The following is a 19,811-nucleotide window of genomic DNA, read 5'->3' on the forward strand; positions in this document are numbered from 1 at the left end:
CGGTCAAGCCGCCGCCCGCTCCATGTCCTTAAGTGCCTCGGCCAGCAAGAGGAACTCCTTTGTCCGCGGGCTGGCCTTACGCCAGATCAATGCGATGGTCCGGCTCGGATGTCCGGCGATCAACCGACGCGCCTGAATTTTCGTATTCTGCAATATCCCCGCATCAATCGCCATTTCCGGCAATAATGTCACCCCAAGGCCATTATCCACCATCTGCACCAATGTGTGCAGCGATGTCCCCAACATCGTCGCCTCCGCCCGTAATTCGGGGCGATTGCAGGCGGCCAGCGCATGGTCCTTCAGGCAATGCCCGTCTTCCAATAACAACAACCTATCCGGCGCAATCAGATCGGGCGTGGCCCGGTCCGGCGCGTCTTCATCGCCGGGAAAGGCAAGAAACAGGAAATCCTCGAACAAAATGGCGGTTTCGACCTCGCCACAGGCATAGGGCAGCGCCAGCAACACGCAATCGACATGGCCGCTATGCAGCGATTCGCACGCCGCCGCACTCGGCTCCTCACGCAGATAGAGCTTGAGCGCAGGCCAATCGGCCCGCAATTTCGGCAGGATGCGCGGCAGCAGGAACGGCGCAATCGTCGGGATGACGCTCATCCGCAATTCGCCGGACAAGGGCTCGCCCGATGCCTTGACCAGATCCCCCAATTCCTCCGCCTCACGCAAAACGCGCCGCGCCTTATCCGCAACCCGGTCGCCCAAGGGGGTGAACCGAACCACCCGGCGGGTGCGTTCGACCAACACGATGCCGATCAATGTTTCCAATTCACGCAAGCCCGCCGACAAGGTCGACTGGGTCACGAAACACGCATCGGCGGCCTTGCCGAAATGGCCATGGTCCTTGAGTGCGACCAGATATTGCAACTGCTTCAGCGTCGGCAGGAACACAGTCATTGATCGACCCTCTCAATCATGAAAGGGCAATATAGCGTAATTTATCGATGATGCCAGCGTCAGAAGAACTTGAGAGCCTTGGCGCAACCGACAAGGCTGGTCAGCGTCAACACCACGCCGACCATGATCAACAAGGGCCGGGCGGGAATATGCTTGGTCAGCCATGCGCCCAATGGCGCCGCGATCACGCCGCCGATAATCAAGCCGACAATCGCCGCCGAAAACGCCTCTGCGCCCAGCGAAAAGATAAAGGTCGCCGAAATCGTGGTAGTGATGAAGAATTCGGCGGTATTGACCGAACCGACCGTCGTGCGCGGATCGCTGCCCTGTAACAGCAAATTGCTGGTCACAATCGGTCCCCAGCCACCGCCGCCAGATGCATCGAGAAAACCACCCAACAGGCCCAAAGGCTCAATCACGCGCACCCGGCGCTCCATCTCGGTATGGCGAATGCCGCGCACCAATAGATAAATCCCGATGCCGGTCAGATAGGCGAGCACATAAGGCTTGGCGATTGAGGCATCGATGTTGGACAGCAAATACGCCCCGGCTGCGCCACCCAGCATCCCCGGCACGGCCAGTCGCGCCAATAATTTCCAGTTCACATTCTTATGAAGAATATGGCTCGCCCCCGAAACGCCGGTGGTGAAACATTCCGCGAGATGCACCGTGGCCGATGCCGTGGCAGGCGGCACGCCCAGCGAAACCAGCAAAGTGCTGGAAATCACGCCAAAGGCCATGCCAAGCGCGCCATCGACCAATTGCGCCGCAAAGCCCACCGCGATAAACGGCAGCACATCTTGCAGCTCCAAACCGAACAGCATGCCACTCACTCCTCAAGCGTCTAATCTCTAGCGTCGCGGTGGACGATCCCCCATCAAAAGACAAGACTCATCACCTTCATTTGAGCGCGTATCCACGTCCAACTGACCCCAGCACTAGAAATTATGCCGAAGCGCCACTACATAGAGCTTCATTTCAACGGGGAAAGGGTAGGCAATGTTTGGCAGGCTGATCGAGTATCTCGATTCGATCCGCGCGCGCGACCCTGCGCCCCGATCGCGCTGGGAGGTATTGCTTTACCCCGGCGTCATCGCGCTCGGCTTCCATCGCATCGCCCATTGGCTGTTTGAAGCGAATCTTTTCTTTCTTGCCCGGCTCGTCAATCATATCGCGCGCTTCCTGACCGCGATCGACATTCATCCGGGCGCGACGATTGGCCGCAATTTCTTCATCGACCATGGCTTTGTCGTCATCGGCGAAACCGCTGAAATCCACGACAATGTCACGATCTACCAAGGCGCGACCTTGGGCGGCACCAATCCCACCAGCGGTGTCGGCGGCAAACGCCACCCGACCATTTGCGAAGGCGCGATCATCTCGCTAGGCGCGGCAGTGCTGGGCCCGATCAATATCGGCGCACGCGCGCGGGTCGGTGCCAATGCCGTCGTTACTAAGGATGTGGCGGAAGGGGCCGTCGTCGTCGGCATCCCGGCCAAGCCGATGCTCGTCGATGCACAGGAATATCAAAAGGACTTCGTGCCTTATGGCACGCAATGCGCCGACCGTTTCGATCCGGCGACACAGCAATTGGACCTGCTGAAATGCGAAATCGAGGTGCTGCGCTCCCGATTATCCGCGCTGATCGAAGAGCGCGACGCGGCCGCCAAAGCCGATGTCGCCGCACGGAAAAATGGCTGATCCGGGCGTGATCGTCACTTATGGGTGACGTCACCCCCTTCCCACCCACCGGCTCGCATCGTCCCGGTCAAATCCTGCAAGTCGGGTTTGAACGGATCGAATTGCAACGCATCATGGATCTGTATGGCCGCATGGTCGCCGCCGGTCTGTGGCGCGATTATGCGATGCACATGGACCGCGACATCGCCGCCTTCGCCGCCTTTCGCCGCGCGGCAGAACGCCCGGAAATCAGGATCGAAAAGCGCCCGGCCCTTCGCCAGAAACAGGGCATGTGGGCCTTGTTCAACGAATCCGGCCTGATCATCAAACGCGGCCACGAACTCGGCCCCGTCCTCGCCCCGCTTGAACGCAGGCTCATGAAGGTCGTGGAATAATTGTGACGGCTCTCCCTTGGCTAGTGCCACCAACGGCACGCAGTGCCGCAAGGCCGAACGAGCTTATGGCGAGGAAAGCCTAAGCGGGCGGATGCCCGCGCCCGGCGACTGAGGCTTAACCCAGCGCCGCGAGCTTTTCCTCTGCCAAGCGATCCAGCTCCGCCCGGCTCTTTTTCTCCGAACTCGTTTTCAACTGGCCACAAGCGGCATCGATATCGCGCCCGCGCGGGGTGCGGACCGGCGCGGAAATACCCGCGTTGAACACGATGTTGGAAAAACGCCGCACCTGTTCGGGCAGGGACGTTTCATAGCATGACCCTTCCCAAGGATTGAACGGGATCAAATTGACCTTGGCGGGCAGCTTGTACTTGCGGATCAGCCGGACCAGCTCATGCGCGTCTTCATCGCGGTCGTTCTTGTCCTTCAACATCACATATTCAAAGGTGATGCGCCGGGCATTGTTGACGCCCGGGTAATCGGCACAGGCCTGCAACAATTCCTCAATGCCATATTTGCGGTTGATCGGGACGATCTCGTCGCGAATTTCCTTGGTGACGGCATGGAGCGACACCGCAAGATTGACCCCGATTTCGCGCCCTGCGCGTTCCATCATCGGCACCACGCCCGATGTGGACAGGGTGATCCGCCGCTTGGACAAGGCAATACCATCGCCATCCATCACGATCTTGAGCGCATCGCGGACATTGTCGAAATTGTACAATGGCTCGCCCATGCCCATCATCACGATGTTGGTGAGCAAACGCCCCTCGGGCTGGCTCGGCCATTCGCCCAGCGCATCACGCGCGAGCATGATCTGGCCGACGATTTCGCTGGTGGTGAGGTTACGCACCAATCGCATCGTGCCGGTATGGCAAAAACGGCAGTTCAGCGTGCAACCGACCTGGCTCGACACGCACAAGGTGCCGCGATCCGCATCGGGGATGAAGACCATTTCATAATCTTCGCCATCCGGCGCGCGCAGCAACCATTTGCGCGTGCCATCGACCGACACCTGCGCTTCGATCACTTCTGGCCGTTCGACCACGAAATGATCGTCGAGCCAGCCATGCATCGACTTGGCAATATCGGTCATCGCATCGAACTGAGTCGCGCCGCGATTATAGATCTGATGCCATAATTGCTTGGCCCGCAGCTTCGCCTGTTTGATGTCCAGCCCGGCATCGAGCAGGATCTGCTTCAGCTCGTCCTTCGACCGGCCCAACAGGTCGATCTTGCCATCGGCGCGCGGCGTCACCACCCGCGGCACGGGAACGGGATCGATATGGCCGGGGCGGGCCATCGGGGCTTGGGAATGCAGGCTGTCCATAGACCGCGGCCTCTACAGGAAATTAACGCCAACGGGAAGTGTGGTGTATGTTGTCATCTCGCCCCTCCCCCGCAACATCGCCACAGTTGGTTCCCACCTCATCATCCTGAGACAAGTTCAGGATGATGAGGTGCGTAGTATCACCGTCCGTGACGACTGCCACCAACGGCGACATCGCCGCCGCAAGGCCGAACGACCGCCGCGCCTTATTGGCGCGAAAGCCTAAGGCAGCGGATGCTGCCGCCGGCGCCTGAGGCAAAACAAATTAATGCCGAACCGTCCCATCCGTCGCCGGATCGGCGGCCTTTACCGGTGCCTGATAGTCCGGAATCGCGGCCAATTGGTCCTCATCCGTCCAAGTCACTGCCACCGGCATCGTTACCAGCGCATGTTCGAGCACCTGATCCACATGGCTGACCGGGTAGATCTTCAACCCTTCCAGCACATTTTTCGGGATTTCGGCCAGATCCTTTTCATTTTCCTGCGGGATCAGCACCGTGGTGATGCCGCCACGCAGTGCCGCCAACAGCTTTTCCTTCAACCCGCCAATCGGCAGCACCCGACCGCGCAGCGTCACTTCGCCGGTCATCGCCACTTCTTTGCGGACAGGAATGCCGGTCAGGGCCGAGACAATCGCCGTGACCATGCCAATCCCCGCCGATGGGCCATCCTTTGGCACCGCGCCTTCCGGCAGATGGATATGGATGTCGCGCCGCGCCAGCGTGCCGGGCTTGATGCCATAAAGCGCAGCCCCCGCCTTGACGAAGGAGAAGGCGGCCTGCACCGATTCCTGCATCACTTCGCCCAATTTCCCGGTCGTCTTGATCATGCCCTTGCCCGGCACCGTCACGGTTTCGATGCTGAGCAATTCGCCACCAACTTCGGTCCATGCAAGGCCCGTCACCACGCCCACCTGATCCTCGGTTTCGCCGACGCCATATTTATAGCGCGGCACGCCCGCATATTCCGCGAGATTATCCGGCGTAATCGTCACCGACGTCGCCTTCTTTTCCAGAATCTGACGCAGCGCCTTGCGTGCCAGCTTGGCGATTTCGCGCTCCAGCTTACGCACGCCCGCCTCACGGGTGTAGAGCTGAATGAGCTTACGCAGCGCCTCTTCCTCGACGACGAATTCGCTCGGTTTCAGGCCATGCGCTTCCACCTGCTTGGTCAGCAAATGCCGCTTGCAGATTTCCAGCTTCTCATCTTCCGTATAGCCTTCCAACCGGATGATTTCCATACGGTCGAGCAAAGGCTGCGGCAGATTAAGGCTGTTCGCGGTGGTGACGAACATCACGTCCGACAGATCAAGGTCGATTTCCAGATAATGGTCCTGAAACTTCGAATTCTGTTCCGGGTCCAACACTTCCAACAATGCCGACGCAGGATCGCCACGGAAATCCTGACCAAGCTTGTCGATTTCATCGAGCAGGATCAGCGGATTGCTGGTCCCGGCCTTACGCAGGTTCGATGCGATTTTGCCCGGCATTGATCCGATATAGGTCCGGCGATGGCCGCGAATTTCGGCCTCATCGCGCACACCGCCCAAAGACTGGCGAATGAATTCACGCCCCGTCGCATTGGCAATCGAACGGCCAAGCGAGGTCTTCCCCACGCCCGGCGGGCCGACGAGACAGAGGATCGGGCCTTTCAGCTTGTTGGTCCGCGCCTGCACCGCCAGATATTCGACGATCCGGTCCTTGACCTTTTCAAGCCCGTAATGATCCGCATCGAGCACAGCCTGCGCCGCCGCCAGATCCTTTTTGATCTTCGACTTCTTGCCCCATGGCAAACCAAGCAGCGCATCGAGATAATTCCGCACGACCGTCGCTTCCGCCGACATCGGGGCCATGCCCTTGAGCTTTTTCAGCTCGACATTGGCCTTTTCGCGGGCTTCCTTCGACAATTTGGTCTTGGCGATTTTTTGGGCGAGTTCGGAAACCTCATCGCCTTCGCCCTCACCCTCATTGCCGAGTTCGCGCTGGATCGCCTTCAACTGCTCGTTGAGATAATATTCGCGCTGGGTCTTTTCCATCTGGCGCTTCACCCGGCTGCGGATCTTCTTTTCGACCTGCAAGACGCCAAGTTCGCCTTCCATAAAGGCAAAGACCATCTCCAACCTTTTGGCCGGATTAAGCTCGACCAACAGGCTCTGCTTGTCCGAAACCTTCAGCACCAGATTACCCGCCACCGTATCGGCAAGCCGCGATGCGTCATCGATCTGGCCCAGTTGCACCGCCGTTTCCGGCGGCAACTTCTTGTTCAGCTTGGCATAGGTTTCAAACTGGTCGATCACCGAACGCATCTGCGCCGATACTTCCGGCCCGGTGGCTTCCGCCATCGGCACCATTTCGACCGCCGCCGTCAAAAACTGGCCGCTGGCGGTCATCGACTGCAATTTGCCGCGCTCCAGCCCTTCGACCAAGACGCGCACCGTGCCGTCCGGCAGCTTCAACAATTGCAGCACCGTTGCGGTCACGCCAAGATCATAGAGGCCGTCGCGATCCGGCTCATCATCCGCCGGGTCCAACTGGGCCACCAGAAAAATGGTTTTATCGCCCGCCATCGCGGCCTCCAGCGCCGCCACGGATTTTTCGCGGCCCACAAATAGCGGCACGATCATTCCCGGAAATACGACAATGTCGCGCAGGGGCAGGACGGGGAAAGACTGAATCATGTAAGCTCCGATCAAGGCCGCACACGGCCCGTTTCCCGATATATGGGCAGTCCTGACAGACATTCAATGTGTGTTACAAGCAATTATCGCATTGCGGCCATGGCCAGAAGATCGACAATCGCCTAGATGATGGCGGTCTGAAGGAGACAATCATGCCTGCGCGTATTTTTCTCTATGTCATTGCGGCGTTGATCGGCCTGCTGCTGCTGGCCGGGATCACATGGTCACTCTTTCAAAAAGAACTGATGCAGGCGGCGCTCGTGCCGTCGGTGAAATTCGCCGAGCAAGCCCCCCTCACCCCAAAGGCCTATGCCGCGCCCAATCTGTGGCATGCGCGCCCGGACATGGGGCCGAAAAGCCCAGCGGAATGGCTGCCCAGCGGCCAAAGCCCCGTCGCGGACCGCAAGGCCGCGTTATTCTATATCCACCCGACCAGCTATCTCGACCGCAGCCATTGGAATGCGCCGCTGGATGATGCAGGCGCGAATGAACAGGCGCGGGTCCGCATCCGCAATCAAGCGAGCGCCTTCACCGCCGCCGCCCAAATCTGGGCGCCCAAATATCGACAGGCGACCTTCGGCTCCTTCCTCAAACCGGGCAAGAACAGCGCCCACGCCGTAGATCTCGCCTATCAAGATGTTGCCGCCGCCTTTCAGAGCTTCCTCGCCCTGATCCCCGCCGACCAGCCGATCATTCTGGTAGGTCATAGCCAAGGCGCGGCGCATCTGCTGCGCCTGTTGCAGCAGGAGGTCGCGAACAAGCCCATCAACAAGCGCGTGATCGCCGCCTATGTCATCGGCTGGCCGATCTCGATTGCCCATGATCTGCCCGCGCTCGGCCTGCCTGCCTGTGTCCGGCCCGACCAAAGCCATTGCATCATGAGCTGGCAAAGTTTCGCCGACCCCGCCGACCCAAGCGATATTCTGAGCGTCTATAACCGGGATAAGGGGCTGGACGGCATGGCCCGCACCGGGACAGCAATGCTCTGCACCAATCCGCTCACCGGCGGCGCAGCACCCGTGGCGACAGCCGACGCCAATCTCGGCGCGCTCACCACTACAGCGGCGCTGGAACCGGCGGCGCTCACCCCGAAACTCATTTCGGCGCGCTGCACCGATCAGGGTCTGTTGAGCATCGGCCAACCGCCCAAGGGCTTTGATGCGTTCGTGCTGCCCGGCAATAATTACCATATTTTCGACATCAACCTGTTCTGGGCCAATGTCCGCGCCGACAGTTTGAAACGCACACAGGCGTTTCTCGCCACATCCCGCCCTGTCAAAGTCGGAGCACGCCATTGATTACCGATGACGCCGTGGTCTTTTCCGGCCTGCTACCGCATGGCGGGCCGTTATTGGGGCTGGATATCGGCACCAAGACGATTGGCCTTGCGATCTGCGATCAGCAATGGACCATCGCCAGCAGCCTTGCACTGGTGCGCCGCACGAAATTCACCGCCGATCTCGAAAGCCTACGCACACTCTGCGCGCAACGCAGCGTGACCGGGATCGTGGCGGGCCTGCCGCTCAATCTCGATGGGACGGATAGCCCGCGCACCCAATCGGTCCGCGCCTTTGTCCGCAACCTTGCGCCTTTGGATCTGCCGATCTTGTTATGGGATGAACGCTGGTCGACCCAAGCGGTGACGCGCACCCTGCTGGAGGCCGACGCCAGCCGCGCACGACGCGCCGAACTGGTCGATAAAATCGCCGCCGCCTATATTCTGCAAGGCGCAATCGACCGGCTAGCGGGGCTGGTCTGATTGTCGGGGAAGGCACACGCCCTCCCCGACCGAAAAATCAGATTTCCGACAACATATGTTCCGCCGAGCTGACCTTGAATTCGCCCGGACCTTCGACGAACAGCTTTTCAACGACGCCATCATTGACGACCATCGCAAAGCGCTGGCCGCGCAGGCCCATGCCGAATTTGGTGCCGTCCATGACGAGATCGACCGCCTTGGCGAAATCGCCATTGCCATCGGCCAGCATCGTGACCTTGCCATCCGCGCCTGCGGCCTTGCCCCATGCGCCCATCACGAACGGATCATTGACGGCGGTGCAGGCGATTTCATCCACGCCCTTGGCCTTCAGTTCCGCCGCCTTGTCGATAAAGCCCGGCAGATGCTTGGCCGAACAGGTCGGGGTGAACGCGCCGGGGACCGAAAACAGCGCAACGCGACGGCCCTTGAAGAACGCATCATGATCCAGGGGCGCTGGCCCCTGATCGGTCATGGTGACGAAATGGGTCGCGGGAAGGGTCTGGCCCTGAGCAATGGTCATGTCGGTAATTTCCTTATGATTGAAATGGGGTCTGTAGCACTGGCGCACTCGGGTGCGACTCCGTCTCCTCAAACGCAGTCGGCCAACGCCATCGCGGCGGATGATACCCATTGCCCGCGCTGGTTTGAACCCGGAATCGAGTGGCAAAGACAAGTTTATTGCGAATCTATCGCAGCATGACGCAATAAAATAAGCGAACCTCTCGTTCACCAGACAGCTACCATTAATAATTTACCATTAAAGTTCACGATTGCAGATCACGGCCCGATCAGTCATTTTGCGCGTCCGGTCGTCGCGATATAATAGAACACATTAAGGGAGAGACCATGTCCGGTAAAACGGGGGCCGTATTGGCGGCGATGACGATGTTGGGCATGACCCTTGCGACCCCGGCTTATGCCGGATGCTGGCAAGGAAAATCGGTGGACGCTGCCAAAATCCGCGACATGCAGACAATGCTGATGGTCGGATCGCTGCGGTGCCGGATGGTCGGCCCGGACGTATTGCCCAGCTATAATCGCTTCGTGAACAACAACCGTGGCACATTGAAGCAGATCAACGCCCAATTGCGCGACCATTTCGGCGGGGATGTCGGCTATGACCGCTTCACCACTTCGCTCGCCAACAGCTATGGCGCGGGCAGCAAGGGCATCAAGGATTGCGACGCGCTGCGCGACATCGCCATCAAGGCCGCCGCCGCCAAGGGCAACAGCCAGCATCTGCTCGCGATTGCCGACGATGCGGGTATCAATACCATCGAGAAAAGCCGCCAATGCCGCGTGAAGGTCGCCGCGCGTTAGTTTGTTTAGCCTCAGTCGCCGGCGCGGGCATCCGCCCGCTTGGCTTTCGCGCCAATAAGGCGCGACGGCCGTTCGGCCTTGCGGCGGCGATGCCGCCGGGGGTGGGGGATAGCGAGGTTAGCGCTTGGACATTGCCACCAACGGCACGCAGTGCCGCAAGCGCGAACGCGCGCCCGAGCTTATTGCGAGGAAGCCAAGCGGGCGGATGCCCGCGCCCGGCGTTTGAGGGGCCAAACAAAGACTTCTAAAACAAAAAAGGCGACCATCTCGCGATGGCCGCCCTTTTTATGCACAAAACCAAAAAACCTTAGTTCTTGGCCTTGTCCACCAGCTTGTTCTTGGCGATCCACGGCATCATCGCGCGCAGTTCCGAACCGACCTTTTCGATCGGGTGTTCGGCCTGCAACTTGCGGTGCGCCTTCAGTTCCGGCTGGCCAGCGCGGTTATCGAGCACGAAGTTCTTGACGAACTTGCCCTTCTGAATGTCTTCCAGAACGCGCTTCATTTCCGCCTTGGTTTCGGCAGTGATGATACGCGGGCCGGTCATGATGTCACCATATTCGGCGGTGTTCGAGATCGAATAACGCATGTTGGCGATGCCGCCTTCGTACATCAGGTCAACGATCAGCTTCACTTCATGCAAGCATTCGAAATAGGCCATTTCCGGCGCATAGCCAGCTTCGGTCAGGGTTTCGAAGCCCGCCATGATCAACTGGGTCAGACCGCCGCAAAGAACAGCCTGTTCACCGAACAAATCGGTTTCGCACTCTTCCTTGAAGTTGGTTTCGATCACGCCCGAACGACCGCCACCAACAGCCGACGCATAAGACAGCGCGATGTCATGGGCGTTGCCCGATGCATCCTGATGGATTGCGATCAGGCAGGGCACGCCGCCGCCACGCTGATATTCGGAACGCACGGTGTGGCCCGGGCCCTTTGGCGCGATCATGAACACGTCGATATCGGCGCGCGGTTCAATCAGGCCGAAATGCACGTTCAGACCATGGGCGAAAGCAAGCGCCGCACCCGACTTCATGTTGGCGGCGAGATCGTCATTATAAATCGCGGCCTGATGTTCGTCCGGCGCGAGGATCATGATGACATCGGCCCATGCGGCGGCTTCCTTGTTGGACAGCACCTTGAAACCGGCTTCTTCAGCCTTTTTCGCGGTGGCCGAACCGGCACGCAGCGCCACAGCGACTTCGGCAACGCCGGAATCGCGCAGGTTGAGCGCATGGGCATGGCCCTGGCTGCCATAGCCGACAATGGCGATCTTCTTGGTCTTGATCAGGCCGATATCCGCATCGGCATCATAATAAACGCGCATGTATGTGCTCCTTCATCTCGCCCACCGACCCAACACCCGCGAATCCGATCCGCAAACATCGTCGGCATCATGAAAAACTAATGGTGGAGGCCGATAGCGGCCCTTCCTTGAATTGGCAAATATTATACGGCCTCTTTGCCGCGTGCGATGGCGGCGACACCTGTGCGGGCGACCTCCACCAACCCGATTTCGCCCATCAGTTCGATGAACTTGTCGATCTTCTCGCTGCTGCCCGTCACTTCAAAGACAAAGCTGCCGGTCGTCGCATCGACCACGCGGGCGCGGTAGACATCGGCGAGACGCAGCGCCTCGATCCGGTGTTCTCCGGTGCCGACAACCTTGACCAAGGCCAGTTCGCGCTCAACGAAATTACCGCGTTCGGTGAGGTCGATCACACGATGCACGTTGATCAGCCGATCCAGTTGCGCGACGACCTGTTCGATCACCGCCGGGGTGCCGGTCGTCACAATCGTGATCCGGCTGATCGAATCATCTTCGGTCACATCTGCGACCGTCAGGCTGTCGATATTATAGCCACGCGCGGTGAACATCCCGGCGATGCGGGCCAATACGCCCGCTTCGTTATCGACTGTCACGGACAATGTATGCCGTTCGGTTTCCTGCTGCTGGATATGCATCAGACAAGCGCCTTTGCTTCGTCATCCATCACGCCCGAAACTTGGGCGGGATCGAGAATCATGTCGGTATGGGATGCGCCCGATGGGATCATCGGGAAGCAATTGGCCATTTTCGCCACCATGCAATCGACCATCACCGGCCCATCATGGGCCAGCATATCGGCGATGCCCTGTTCAAGCTGATCCGGCCTTTCGATGCGAATGCCCTTCCAGCCATAGGCCTCGGCCAGCCGCACGAAATCGGGCAGGCTGTCGGAATAGCTGCTGGAATAACGGCCGCCATAGGTCAGGTCCTGCCACTGGCGGACCATGCCCATATATTCGTTATTGAGGATGAACACCTTGACCGGCAGGCGATATTGCGTCGCCGTGCCCATTTCCTGAATGTTCATCTGGATCGATGCTTCGCCCGCAATGTCGATCACCAGCGCCTTGGGATTGCCAAGCTGCGCGCCGATAGCGGCAGGCAGGCCATAGCCCATGGTGCCAAGCCCGCCGGACGTCAGCCATTTGTTCGGCGATTCGAAGTCGAAATGCTGGGCAGCCCACATCTGATGCTGGCCGACCTCGGTCGTGATGATCGGCTGCTGGCGATGGGTCGCTTCCCACAATTTGCGGATCGCATGCTGCGGCACGATTTCGCCCGATTCAACCGATGCCGGATAGGCGAGGCAATTGCGGTCGCGCCATGTCTTGATGGTATTCCACCATGGCTTCAGGTCGCGCGGCTGATATTCGCGCGCCTTCCACAATTTGACCATGTCTTCCAACACCCGGCCCACATCGCCGATAATCGGCACATCGACGCGCACGATCTTGTTGATCGAGCCACGGTCGATATCGACATGAATCTTCTTCGAATGCGGGCTGAATGCATCCAGCCGACCGGTCACGCGGTCATCGAAGCGCGCGCCAAGGCACAGCATCACATCACATTGGTTCATCGCCATATTGGCTTCATATGTGCCGTGCATCCCCAGCATCCCCAGCCATTGCGGGGAAGAGGCAGGCAAGGCGCCAAGGCCCATCAAGGTCGATGTCACCGGCGCACCGGTCAACTTCACCAATTCACGCAGGACCATGCTCGCGGCAGGGCCGGAGTTGATGATGCCGCCACCGGTATAGATCATCGGCCGCTCGGCCTTGGACAGCAATTCAATCGCTTGCTCAATCGCCGTCAGATCGCCCTTGATCGCGGGCTTATAGCCACGATGCGGCAGGGCCGATGTGTTGGTGCGACGATAGGGCGCGGTCGCGACCTGCACATCCTTCGGCAAATCGATCACGACCGGACCCGGACGGCCCGACGTCGCGATGTGAAATGCCTCGTGAATGATGTCGCCGAGCTTGGCCGGGTCCTTCACCAGATAATTATGCTTGGTCACATGGCGGGTAATGCCGACGGTGTCGCATTCCTGAAACGCATCCGAACCGATCAGCGGCGTGCCGACCTGACCGGTGATGACGACCATCGGAATCGAATCCATCATCGCATCGGCAATGCCGGTGATCGCGTTGGTCGCGCCGGGGCCGGAGGTGACGAGTACGACGCCCGGCTTGCCGGTCGAACGGGCATAGCCCTCGGCAGCATGGGCCGCGCCGCCTTCTTGCCGCACGAGGATGTGCTTGATCCGCTGCTGATTGAACAGCGCGTCATAAATGGGGAGCACCGCCCCGCCGGGATAGCCGAACACAACTTCCACACCCTGATCATTCAGGGCCTGGATCAGAATATCGGCGCCGGACATTTCGGTCGTCATGATGAATTTCCGTACTGCAAGAACAAGGGGAGTAAACAGATTGTCAAAAGCACAAGAGTCGATGCCGCATTGCAGCAACACCGGATTGGGGGCGAATAAACGTATTTTATTACTGTGTCAACGCGTGTTTTTGTATTAAAATTACGTTTGAGGCTGCTTCATCCTCATCTAATTGCGCAAGACAGCGCAACCATTGCGCAGGCGGCTGATGCCGGAACCACGCATATTGCCGCTTGGCATATTGGCGGGTCGCCGCCTGCCCCAGATCGATAGCCGTCGCCCGGTCGATCTCGCCCGACAGGAAACGCGCCAGCTCCGGCACGCCAATCGCCTTCATCACTGGCGCGAGCGGGGGTAAATGGAGCGCCAACAACGCCCGCACCTCTTCCAATGCGCCCTGATCGAGCATCTGCTCAAACCGCAAATTGATGCGCTGATGCAGCCAATCGCGCGGCGGCAGCAGGATCATCCCCGTCACCCGTACCGAATCGGCGATCCCACCCTGCGTCTCGGCCTGAAAAGCGGCCAATGACCGCCCGGATGAACGCATCACCTCCAACGCCCGCGCAATCCGCGTCGTATCGCTGGGCCGCAGCCGCGCCGCCATGATCGGGTCCTCGACCGATAAGGCCGCAAAGGAATCTTCCACCGGCATCGCCCGCACCAGATCGCGCACCAATGGATCAATGTCCGGCACCGGGGCGATCCCATCCAACAAGGTGCGGATATACATGCCGGTCCCGCCCACCAAGATCGGGAGCTGGCCCGCCCGATGGCAATCCGCAATGGCCTGCTTGGCATCATCGGCCCAATCGGCGGCGGAACAGCTCATCGCGCCCGTGCGACAACCGAACAGCCGGTGTGGCACTTCTGCCTCTTCCTCAGCGCTCGGTCGCGCGGACAGCACGCGCAATTCGCGATAGACCTGCGCGCTATCCGCATTGATGATGACGCCGCCGGACTTTTCGGCTAACCGCATCGCCAATGCCGATTTACCGCTTGCGGTCGGCCCGGCAATCACCACCAACGGGGGCTTCGCCTTAAAGGGCATGTCCCCATCCGATGCAGAGGGATCATTCGTGTTCGTTGCAACTGCCATTGCCTCCGATAGGCTGACTTCCGCCGATCTGTCCACCTTGGCGGATGCCCTGCAACAAAGCGGACAGGCTGTCAGCAGCCCCGCATGGATCGATGAAGGCCGCGCCGCCGATATTTCCTTCTCCGGGGATGCCGCGACCGCCCGTAGCGCCATCGAGGGCTTGATCACCGGCACCGACATCATTGTCCAGCCCGCCGCCGACCGGGTGAAGCGCCTGCTCGTCGCCGATATGGATTCGACGATGATCACCATCGAATGCATCGACGAACTGGCCGATTATGCCGGGATCAAGGCGCAGATCGCCGAAGTGACCGAACGCGCGATGCGCGGCGAACTGGAATTCGAAGGGGCGCTGGAAGCCCGTGTCGCCTTGTTAAAGGGCCTGCCGGAATCCGTGATCGACACTTGCTATCGCGAACGCGTCCGCATCATGCCGGGCGCATTGGCGCTGGTCCGCACCTTGCGCGCCAAGGGTGGCCGCGCGGTATTGGTATCGGGCGGTTTCACCGTCTTTGCCGATCGCGTCGCGGCGGAAATCGGCTTTGATCGCGCGGTATCGAACACCCTCAACATCGTGGATGGCCTGCTCGCCGGGACCGTGGCCAAGCCGATTGTCGGCGCGGCGACCAAGCAACAAGTGCTGTCCAATGAGCGCCAGTCGCTCGGCCTATCCGATGCCCTGACCTTGGCGATTGGCGATGGCGCGAACGACATTCCGATGATCCAGCAAGCGGGCCTTGGCATCGCCTATCACGCCAAGCCCAAGACCGCTGCGGCCGCCATGGCCTGCGTCAATCACGGCGACCTGACGGCAATCCTTTATGCGATGGGTATTCCGTCCAGCGAATGGGCCACGTGATTTAACGAAGCCCGATATTGATGAGTGCGCGGACATTTTCGACCTCGGTCGAAACCACCGGATAGGCGCAATAATCGGCGGCATAAGCCCCGCCCGGGCGGTGATTGCCGGACAGGCCGACACCGCCCAAGGGCGCGCTCATCACCACATCAAAAGTGGGCCTATTCCAATTGGCGACTCCGGTCCGCATTTCCGCCCAAAAGCGTTCATACAATGCAGGCGATCCCCCGATCAACGACGCACACAGGCCGAATTGCGTGGCATTGGCCTCCTTCAACGCCGCCTCGAAATCCGGCACCCGGATCACTTGCAACAACGGTCCATAATATTCGGCATCCGGCCTGTTATCGACATCGGTCACATCGATCAGCCCGGGAGTCAGAAACGGCCTGTCCGCGATTGGGCGCGCCATATGCCTGATCGGTCGGCCACCGCGCATCATCAGGTCGAGATAGGCCTCCAGCAGATGATCCGCCGCCTTTATGTCGATCAGCGGACCCATGAACGGCGCAGGCTTGCTATGCGGGTCACCAATGATCAGCCGTTCCACCAATTTTGAGATCTCGTCGATCAATGTCTGGGCCTTGCCCTCTTCGACGATCAAGCGCCGCGCGGCGGTGCAATGCTGCCCGGCGGACGAAAAGGCCGATTGGACAATCATCGTCGCGGCCTGCGGCATGTCCGCTACATCCCATGCAATGATCGGGTTATTCCCGCCCTTCTCCAGCGCCAGCACTTTATTCGGCATTTCACCATAAAGCCGGTGGAGTTCGCGCCCGGTATCCCAACGCCCCGTGAACAACAGGCCGTCGATCCCGGGGTGGCGGGCCAAGGCCCGACCCATATCCGCATCACCGATCAACAACCGCGCCGATGCGACTGGCAGTTCTGCCGCATAGAGGCAGTCGATCAGCGCCGCGCCAATAGCGGGCGTCTTTTCCGAGGGCTTGAAGACGATATTATTCCCGGCAATCAGCGCCGGGAGAATATGTTGCAACGGTTGTAGCAGCGGCGCGCTATGCGCGCCCAGCACGCCCAATATGCCGTGCGGCTTGTGACGCACCGACGTGCGCACGCCAAGATCCCCGTCAAATCTTTGCGCGCCGGTGCGTGCGCCATAAGCGGCAATCGACAGCTCGACCTTGGCAAGCGCGGCATCGACCTCTTGATGGGCCGCCCATAAGGGCTTGCCGGTCTCACGGGAGAGAAGATCGGTCAGCGCCGCATGGCGCATCCGGATCACATTGCCAAAACGTCGCAGCATCTCTGTCCGATTGGCAATCGCGCGCCCAGCCCAGTCGCCAAAACCGGCGCGGGCAATGGCAATTTCGGTATCGACATCACCTATCGGTGCCGACCAGAGCAATGCCCCGGTGGCGGGCTCATACGACCGGATCTCTAGCGGATCAGCCACAATGCCGACTTCCTCGTTACTGAACGCTCATGACGTTGCACACGCATTAGGCCCTATAGCGACAAAACAAAGTTAACGCACGATGCGATCTGGCGCAAAATGCCACATCCCCAAACGACAACGGCCCGCCCGGCAATAATGCCGGACGGGCCGCTGCATAGCTTGGGATGACCTTAAGCTTCGACTTCAGTCGTTGCTTCCGATTCTTCCTCACGGGCGATATCGCCCGGTTCGGCGTTCGGATCATAGTCTTCCGTGAAACCAGCTTCGTCACGTTCGAACATCGACGCCATCACGTCAACGCCCTGCGACTGCAGTTCGGCTTCTTCCGGCGAACGGGCAACGTTGACCTTTACCGTCACGGCCACTTCGGCGTGCAGGGAGATCTTGACGTTGTAGATGCCGATAGCCTTGATCGGGTTACCGAGCTGGACCTGGTTCTTGAGGATCTTGGCACCATCGTCAGCCAAAGCTTCGATGATGTCACGAGCCGACACTGAACCATAAAGCTGGCCGGTGTTCGATGCCTGACGGATCAGGGTCACCGACTTGCCGTCAACGCCGGTTGCAGCAGCTTCAGCATCAGCCTTGCGGCTGGCGTTTTCAGCTTCGATCTGGGCGCGGTTGGCTTCGAACAGCTTGCGATTGGTCGCGTTCGAGCGAAGGGCCTTCTTGCGCGGGAGCAAGAAGTTACGGGCAAAGCCGTCCTTGACGGTGACAACATCACCGATGCGGCCGAGCTTTTCGACGCGTTCGAGCAAAATGACTTCCATGTCGATGCCCTCCTTATTTCACGATGAAGGGAAGCAGCCCGACATGACGGGCGCGCTTGATGGCCTGAGCCAGTTCACGCTGCTTCTTGGCCGAGACGGCCGTGATACGGGACGGGACGATCTTGCCGCGTTCGGACACGAAGCCCTGCAACAAACGAACATCCTTATAATCGATGCGCGGAGCATCCTTAGCGGCGAAGGGGCAGCTCTTGCGGCGGCGGAAAAATGGGCGTGCCATGGTTTCTATCTCCCTCAGGCCGCGTTGGCGTTGCTGTCGTCGCGATCACGACGCGGACGATCTTCACGACCACCGCGATCGTCACGGCCACCGCGTTCACCGCGTTCACCGCGATCACCACGGCGCTCCGAGCGCTCGCTCTTGCGCATCATGACCGACGGACCAGCTTCATGGCTGTCAACGCGGGTGGTCATGTAACGCAGCACGTCTTCGTTGATCTGGGTCTGACGCTCCAATTCGGCGACAACATCGCCGGGCGCATCAAATTCGATCATCACATAATGTGCTTTACGGTTCTTGGCGATCTTGTACGCCAACGAACGCAGGCCCCAGCTTTCGGTCTTCACGACCTTGCCGTTACCGGATTCGATGATCTGTACGGCGGTTGCCGCCAACGCATCTACCTGTGCCTGAGCCAGGTCCTGACGCGCAAGAAATACATGCTCATACAATGGCATGCCTATGTTCCTTGTCTTGGCCGATCGCTGACGCCGCCCCATGCGGTCGCCCCTCCGGCTGTCGTCTTCTTTGCCCTCAATCTTGCGAGCAAGCGCTGCCCTTGGCGGAAAGGCCGGGAAATTGCAAGCACCATCGCCCATTGGGACCGACAAGGCGCATTCAACAATGCTTGTAATATGCGCCTTGTGTTTCTAACGCGAAGGCAATTGATATCCACGCGATGCAAAAAGGGGTTCTTAATGCGCGCTTTCGTATTTCCGGGTCAGGGCAGTCAGGCCGTCGGCATGGGCAAGGCCTTGGCCGAAGCCAGCGGCATCGCCCGCGAAGTGTTTCAAGAGGTCGATGACGCTCTTGGCCAGAAATTGTTCCTGTTGATGAGCGAAGGTCCGGAGAGCGATCTCACCCTCACCGAAAATGCCCAGCCTGCGATCATGGCAAATGCCATTGCGACCTTGCGGGTGATGGAAAAGGAAGGCGGCATTCGCCTGTCGGAAAAGGCGGATTTCGTCGCGGGCCACAGCCTTGGCGAATATACCGCCTTGTGCGCCGCTGGCGCGCTCGATCTCGCCACCACGGCCAAGCTACTGAAGCTGCGCGGCCGCTCGATGCAGGCGGCGGTGCCGGTCGGCATTGGCGCGATGGCGGCGTTGCTGGGCGCGGATACCGAAAAGGCACAGGCGCTGGCCGATGCGGCGGCTGAGGGCGAAGTCTGCGCCGTCGCCAATGACAATGATCCAACGCAGGTCGTGATCTCCGGCCATAAGGGCGCGATTGAACGCGCCGTGGCGTTGGTCAAGGATTTCGGCATCAAGCGCGGCGTACTTCTGCCCGTCTCCGCCCCGTTCCATTGTTCACTGATGCAGCCCGCCGCCGATGCGATGGCCGAAGCGCTGGCCACTGCCGCGCTGCGTGCGCCGGTGGTCCCGGTCTATGCCAATGTCACCGCAAGCCCGGTTGCAGACCCGGATGCGATCCGCACACTGCTGGTCGAACAGGTCACTGGCCGGGTACGCTGGCGAGAATCGGTTGCGGCGATGTTCGCAGCGGGCGTCACCGATTATGTCGAATGCGGCGGCAAGGTCTTGGGACCGATGATCAAGCGCATCGCGCCTGATGCCAATACCAATGCCGTCATCACGATGGACGATATTGAATCCGTGCTGAAGGGGCTTTGAAT

20 protein-coding genes are annotated in these 19,811 nt (G+C 59.8%); 7 read left to right on the plus strand and 13 right to left on the minus strand.

Going from position 1 to position 19,811, the window contains the following annotated elements; translation table 11 throughout:
- Positions 1-3: 3 nt before the first annotated feature.
- Together K6117_RS05565 and K6117_RS05570 are read right to left on the minus strand one after the other, a co-directional pair.
- Positions 4-909 (minus strand): hydrogen peroxide-inducible genes activator, encoded by a 906-nt coding sequence (locus K6117_RS05565; protein ID WP_221792687.1) that lies wholly within the window; start codon positions 907-909, stop codon positions 4-6.
- Positions 910-968: 59 nt separating this feature from the next.
- Complete coding sequence (locus K6117_RS05570; protein ID WP_221792688.1) at positions 969-1,733, minus strand: sulfite exporter TauE/SafE family protein; 765 nt, start codon at positions 1,731-1,733, stop codon at positions 969-971.
- 175 nt (positions 1,734-1,908) lie between these two features.
- On the opposite strand from K6117_RS05570, the gene epsC reads away from it, so the two are divergent.
- Positions 1,909-2,610 carry a serine O-acetyltransferase EpsC gene (gene epsC, locus K6117_RS05575; RefSeq protein WP_221792689.1) on the plus strand — a complete coding sequence of 234 codons (702 nt, stop codon included), beginning with the start codon at positions 1,909-1,911 and terminating at the stop codon, positions 2,608-2,610.
- 20 nt (positions 2,611-2,630) lie between these two features.
- Positions 2,631-2,984: a DUF2794 domain-containing protein gene (locus K6117_RS05580; RefSeq protein ID WP_221792690.1), complete on the plus strand. Its 354-nt coding sequence runs from the start codon at positions 2,631-2,633 to the stop codon at positions 2,982-2,984.
- A gap of 115 nt (positions 2,985-3,099) precedes the next feature.
- Here the strand turns inward: K6117_RS05580 and rlmN are convergent, their stop codons facing one another.
- Together rlmN and lon are read right to left on the minus strand one after the other, a co-directional pair.
- Complete coding sequence (gene rlmN / locus K6117_RS05585) at positions 3,100-4,284, minus strand: dual-specificity RNA methyltransferase RlmN (protein WP_221792929.1); 1,185 nt, start codon at positions 4,282-4,284, stop codon at positions 3,100-3,102.
- A gap of 292 nt (positions 4,285-4,576) precedes the next feature.
- Positions 4,577-6,988: an endopeptidase La gene (gene lon / locus K6117_RS05590; RefSeq protein ID WP_221792691.1), complete on the minus strand. Its 2,412-nt coding sequence runs from the start codon at positions 6,986-6,988 to the stop codon at positions 4,577-4,579.
- A 152-nt stretch (positions 6,989-7,140) separates the two neighbouring features.
- Here lon and K6117_RS05595 point away from each other — a divergent pair, with 152 nt between their 5' ends.
- Both K6117_RS05595 and ruvX read left to right on the plus strand, forming a co-directional pair.
- Positions 7,141-8,286, plus strand: coding sequence for a DUF3089 domain-containing protein (locus K6117_RS05595; protein WP_221792692.1), 1,146 nt, complete (start codon positions 7,141-7,143; stop codon positions 8,284-8,286).
- Complete coding sequence (gene ruvX, locus K6117_RS05600; RefSeq protein ID WP_221792693.1) at positions 8,283-8,747, plus strand: Holliday junction resolvase RuvX; 465 nt, start codon at positions 8,283-8,285, stop codon at positions 8,745-8,747. Before K6117_RS05595 ends, ruvX begins: the two co-directional genes overlap by 4 nt.
- Positions 8,748-8,784: 37 nt before the next feature.
- Here the strand turns inward: ruvX and K6117_RS05605 are convergent, their stop codons facing one another.
- Entirely contained in the window at positions 8,785-9,267 is a 483-nt protein-coding gene (locus tag K6117_RS05605; RefSeq protein ID WP_221792694.1) for a peroxiredoxin, read from the minus strand.
- 326 nt (positions 9,268-9,593) lie between these two features.
- Between K6117_RS05605 and K6117_RS05610 the strand changes: the two genes are divergently transcribed.
- Complete coding sequence (locus tag K6117_RS05610; RefSeq protein WP_221792695.1) at positions 9,594-10,067, plus strand: hypothetical protein; 474 nt, start codon at positions 9,594-9,596, stop codon at positions 10,065-10,067.
- A 307-nt stretch (positions 10,068-10,374) separates the two neighbouring features.
- On the opposite strand, the gene ilvC is transcribed toward K6117_RS05610, so the two are convergent.
- The 4 genes from ilvC to miaA form a co-directional block, all read right to left on the minus strand.
- Positions 10,375-11,394 (minus strand): ketol-acid reductoisomerase, encoded by a 1,020-nt coding sequence (gene ilvC / locus K6117_RS05615; protein WP_221792696.1) that lies wholly within the window; start codon positions 11,392-11,394, stop codon positions 10,375-10,377.
- Positions 11,395-11,516: 122 nt separating this feature from the next.
- Positions 11,517-12,032, minus strand: a complete 516-nt coding sequence (ilvN, locus tag K6117_RS05620) for an acetolactate synthase small subunit (RefSeq protein WP_221792697.1) — start codon at positions 12,030-12,032, stop codon at positions 11,517-11,519.
- Entirely contained in the window at positions 12,032-13,792 is a 1,761-nt protein-coding gene (locus K6117_RS05625; RefSeq protein ID WP_221792698.1) for an acetolactate synthase 3 large subunit, read from the minus strand. Before K6117_RS05625 ends, ilvN begins: the two co-directional genes overlap by 1 nt.
- A gap of 109 nt (positions 13,793-13,901) precedes the next feature.
- Entirely contained in the window at positions 13,902-14,843 is a 942-nt protein-coding gene (miaA, locus tag K6117_RS05630; RefSeq protein ID WP_221792931.1) for a tRNA (adenosine(37)-N6)-dimethylallyltransferase MiaA, read from the minus strand.
- Positions 14,844-14,871: 28 nt separating this feature from the next.
- Between miaA and serB the strand changes: the two genes are divergently transcribed.
- Complete coding sequence (serB, locus tag K6117_RS05635; protein WP_221792699.1) at positions 14,872-15,750, plus strand: phosphoserine phosphatase SerB; 879 nt, start codon at positions 14,872-14,874, stop codon at positions 15,748-15,750.
- Between the two features lies 1 nt (position 15,751).
- On the opposite strand, the gene K6117_RS05640 is transcribed toward serB, so the two are convergent.
- From K6117_RS05640 to rpsF, 4 genes are all read right to left on the minus strand, one after another.
- Positions 15,752-17,164, minus strand: coding sequence for a succinylglutamate-semialdehyde dehydrogenase (locus K6117_RS05640; protein WP_221792700.1), 1,413 nt, complete (start codon positions 17,162-17,164; stop codon positions 15,752-15,754).
- A 173-nt stretch (positions 17,165-17,337) separates the two neighbouring features.
- Positions 17,338-17,937 carry a 50S ribosomal protein L9 gene (gene rplI / locus K6117_RS05645; RefSeq protein WP_221792701.1) on the minus strand — a complete coding sequence of 200 codons (600 nt, stop codon included), beginning with the start codon at positions 17,935-17,937 and terminating at the stop codon, positions 17,338-17,340.
- Between the two features lie 13 nt (positions 17,938-17,950).
- Complete coding sequence (gene rpsR / locus K6117_RS05650; protein ID WP_221792702.1) at positions 17,951-18,175, minus strand: 30S ribosomal protein S18; 225 nt, start codon at positions 18,173-18,175, stop codon at positions 17,951-17,953.
- A 14-nt stretch (positions 18,176-18,189) separates the two neighbouring features.
- Positions 18,190-18,633 carry a 30S ribosomal protein S6 gene (rpsF, locus tag K6117_RS05655; protein WP_221792703.1) on the minus strand — a complete coding sequence of 148 codons (444 nt, stop codon included), beginning with the start codon at positions 18,631-18,633 and terminating at the stop codon, positions 18,190-18,192.
- 240 nt (positions 18,634-18,873) lie between these two features.
- Here rpsF and fabD point away from each other — a divergent pair, with 240 nt between their 5' ends.
- Positions 18,874-19,809 carry an ACP S-malonyltransferase gene (fabD, locus tag K6117_RS05660; RefSeq protein ID WP_221792704.1) on the plus strand — a complete coding sequence of 312 codons (936 nt, stop codon included), beginning with the start codon at positions 18,874-18,876 and terminating at the stop codon, positions 19,807-19,809.
- Positions 19,810-19,811: the final 2 nt, after the last annotated feature.

Source organism: Alteraquisediminimonas sediminicola (assembly GCF_019740335.1).
In the GTDB taxonomy this organism is placed as follows: domain Bacteria; phylum Pseudomonadota; class Alphaproteobacteria; order Sphingomonadales; family Sphingomonadaceae; genus Alteraquisediminimonas; species Alteraquisediminimonas sediminicola.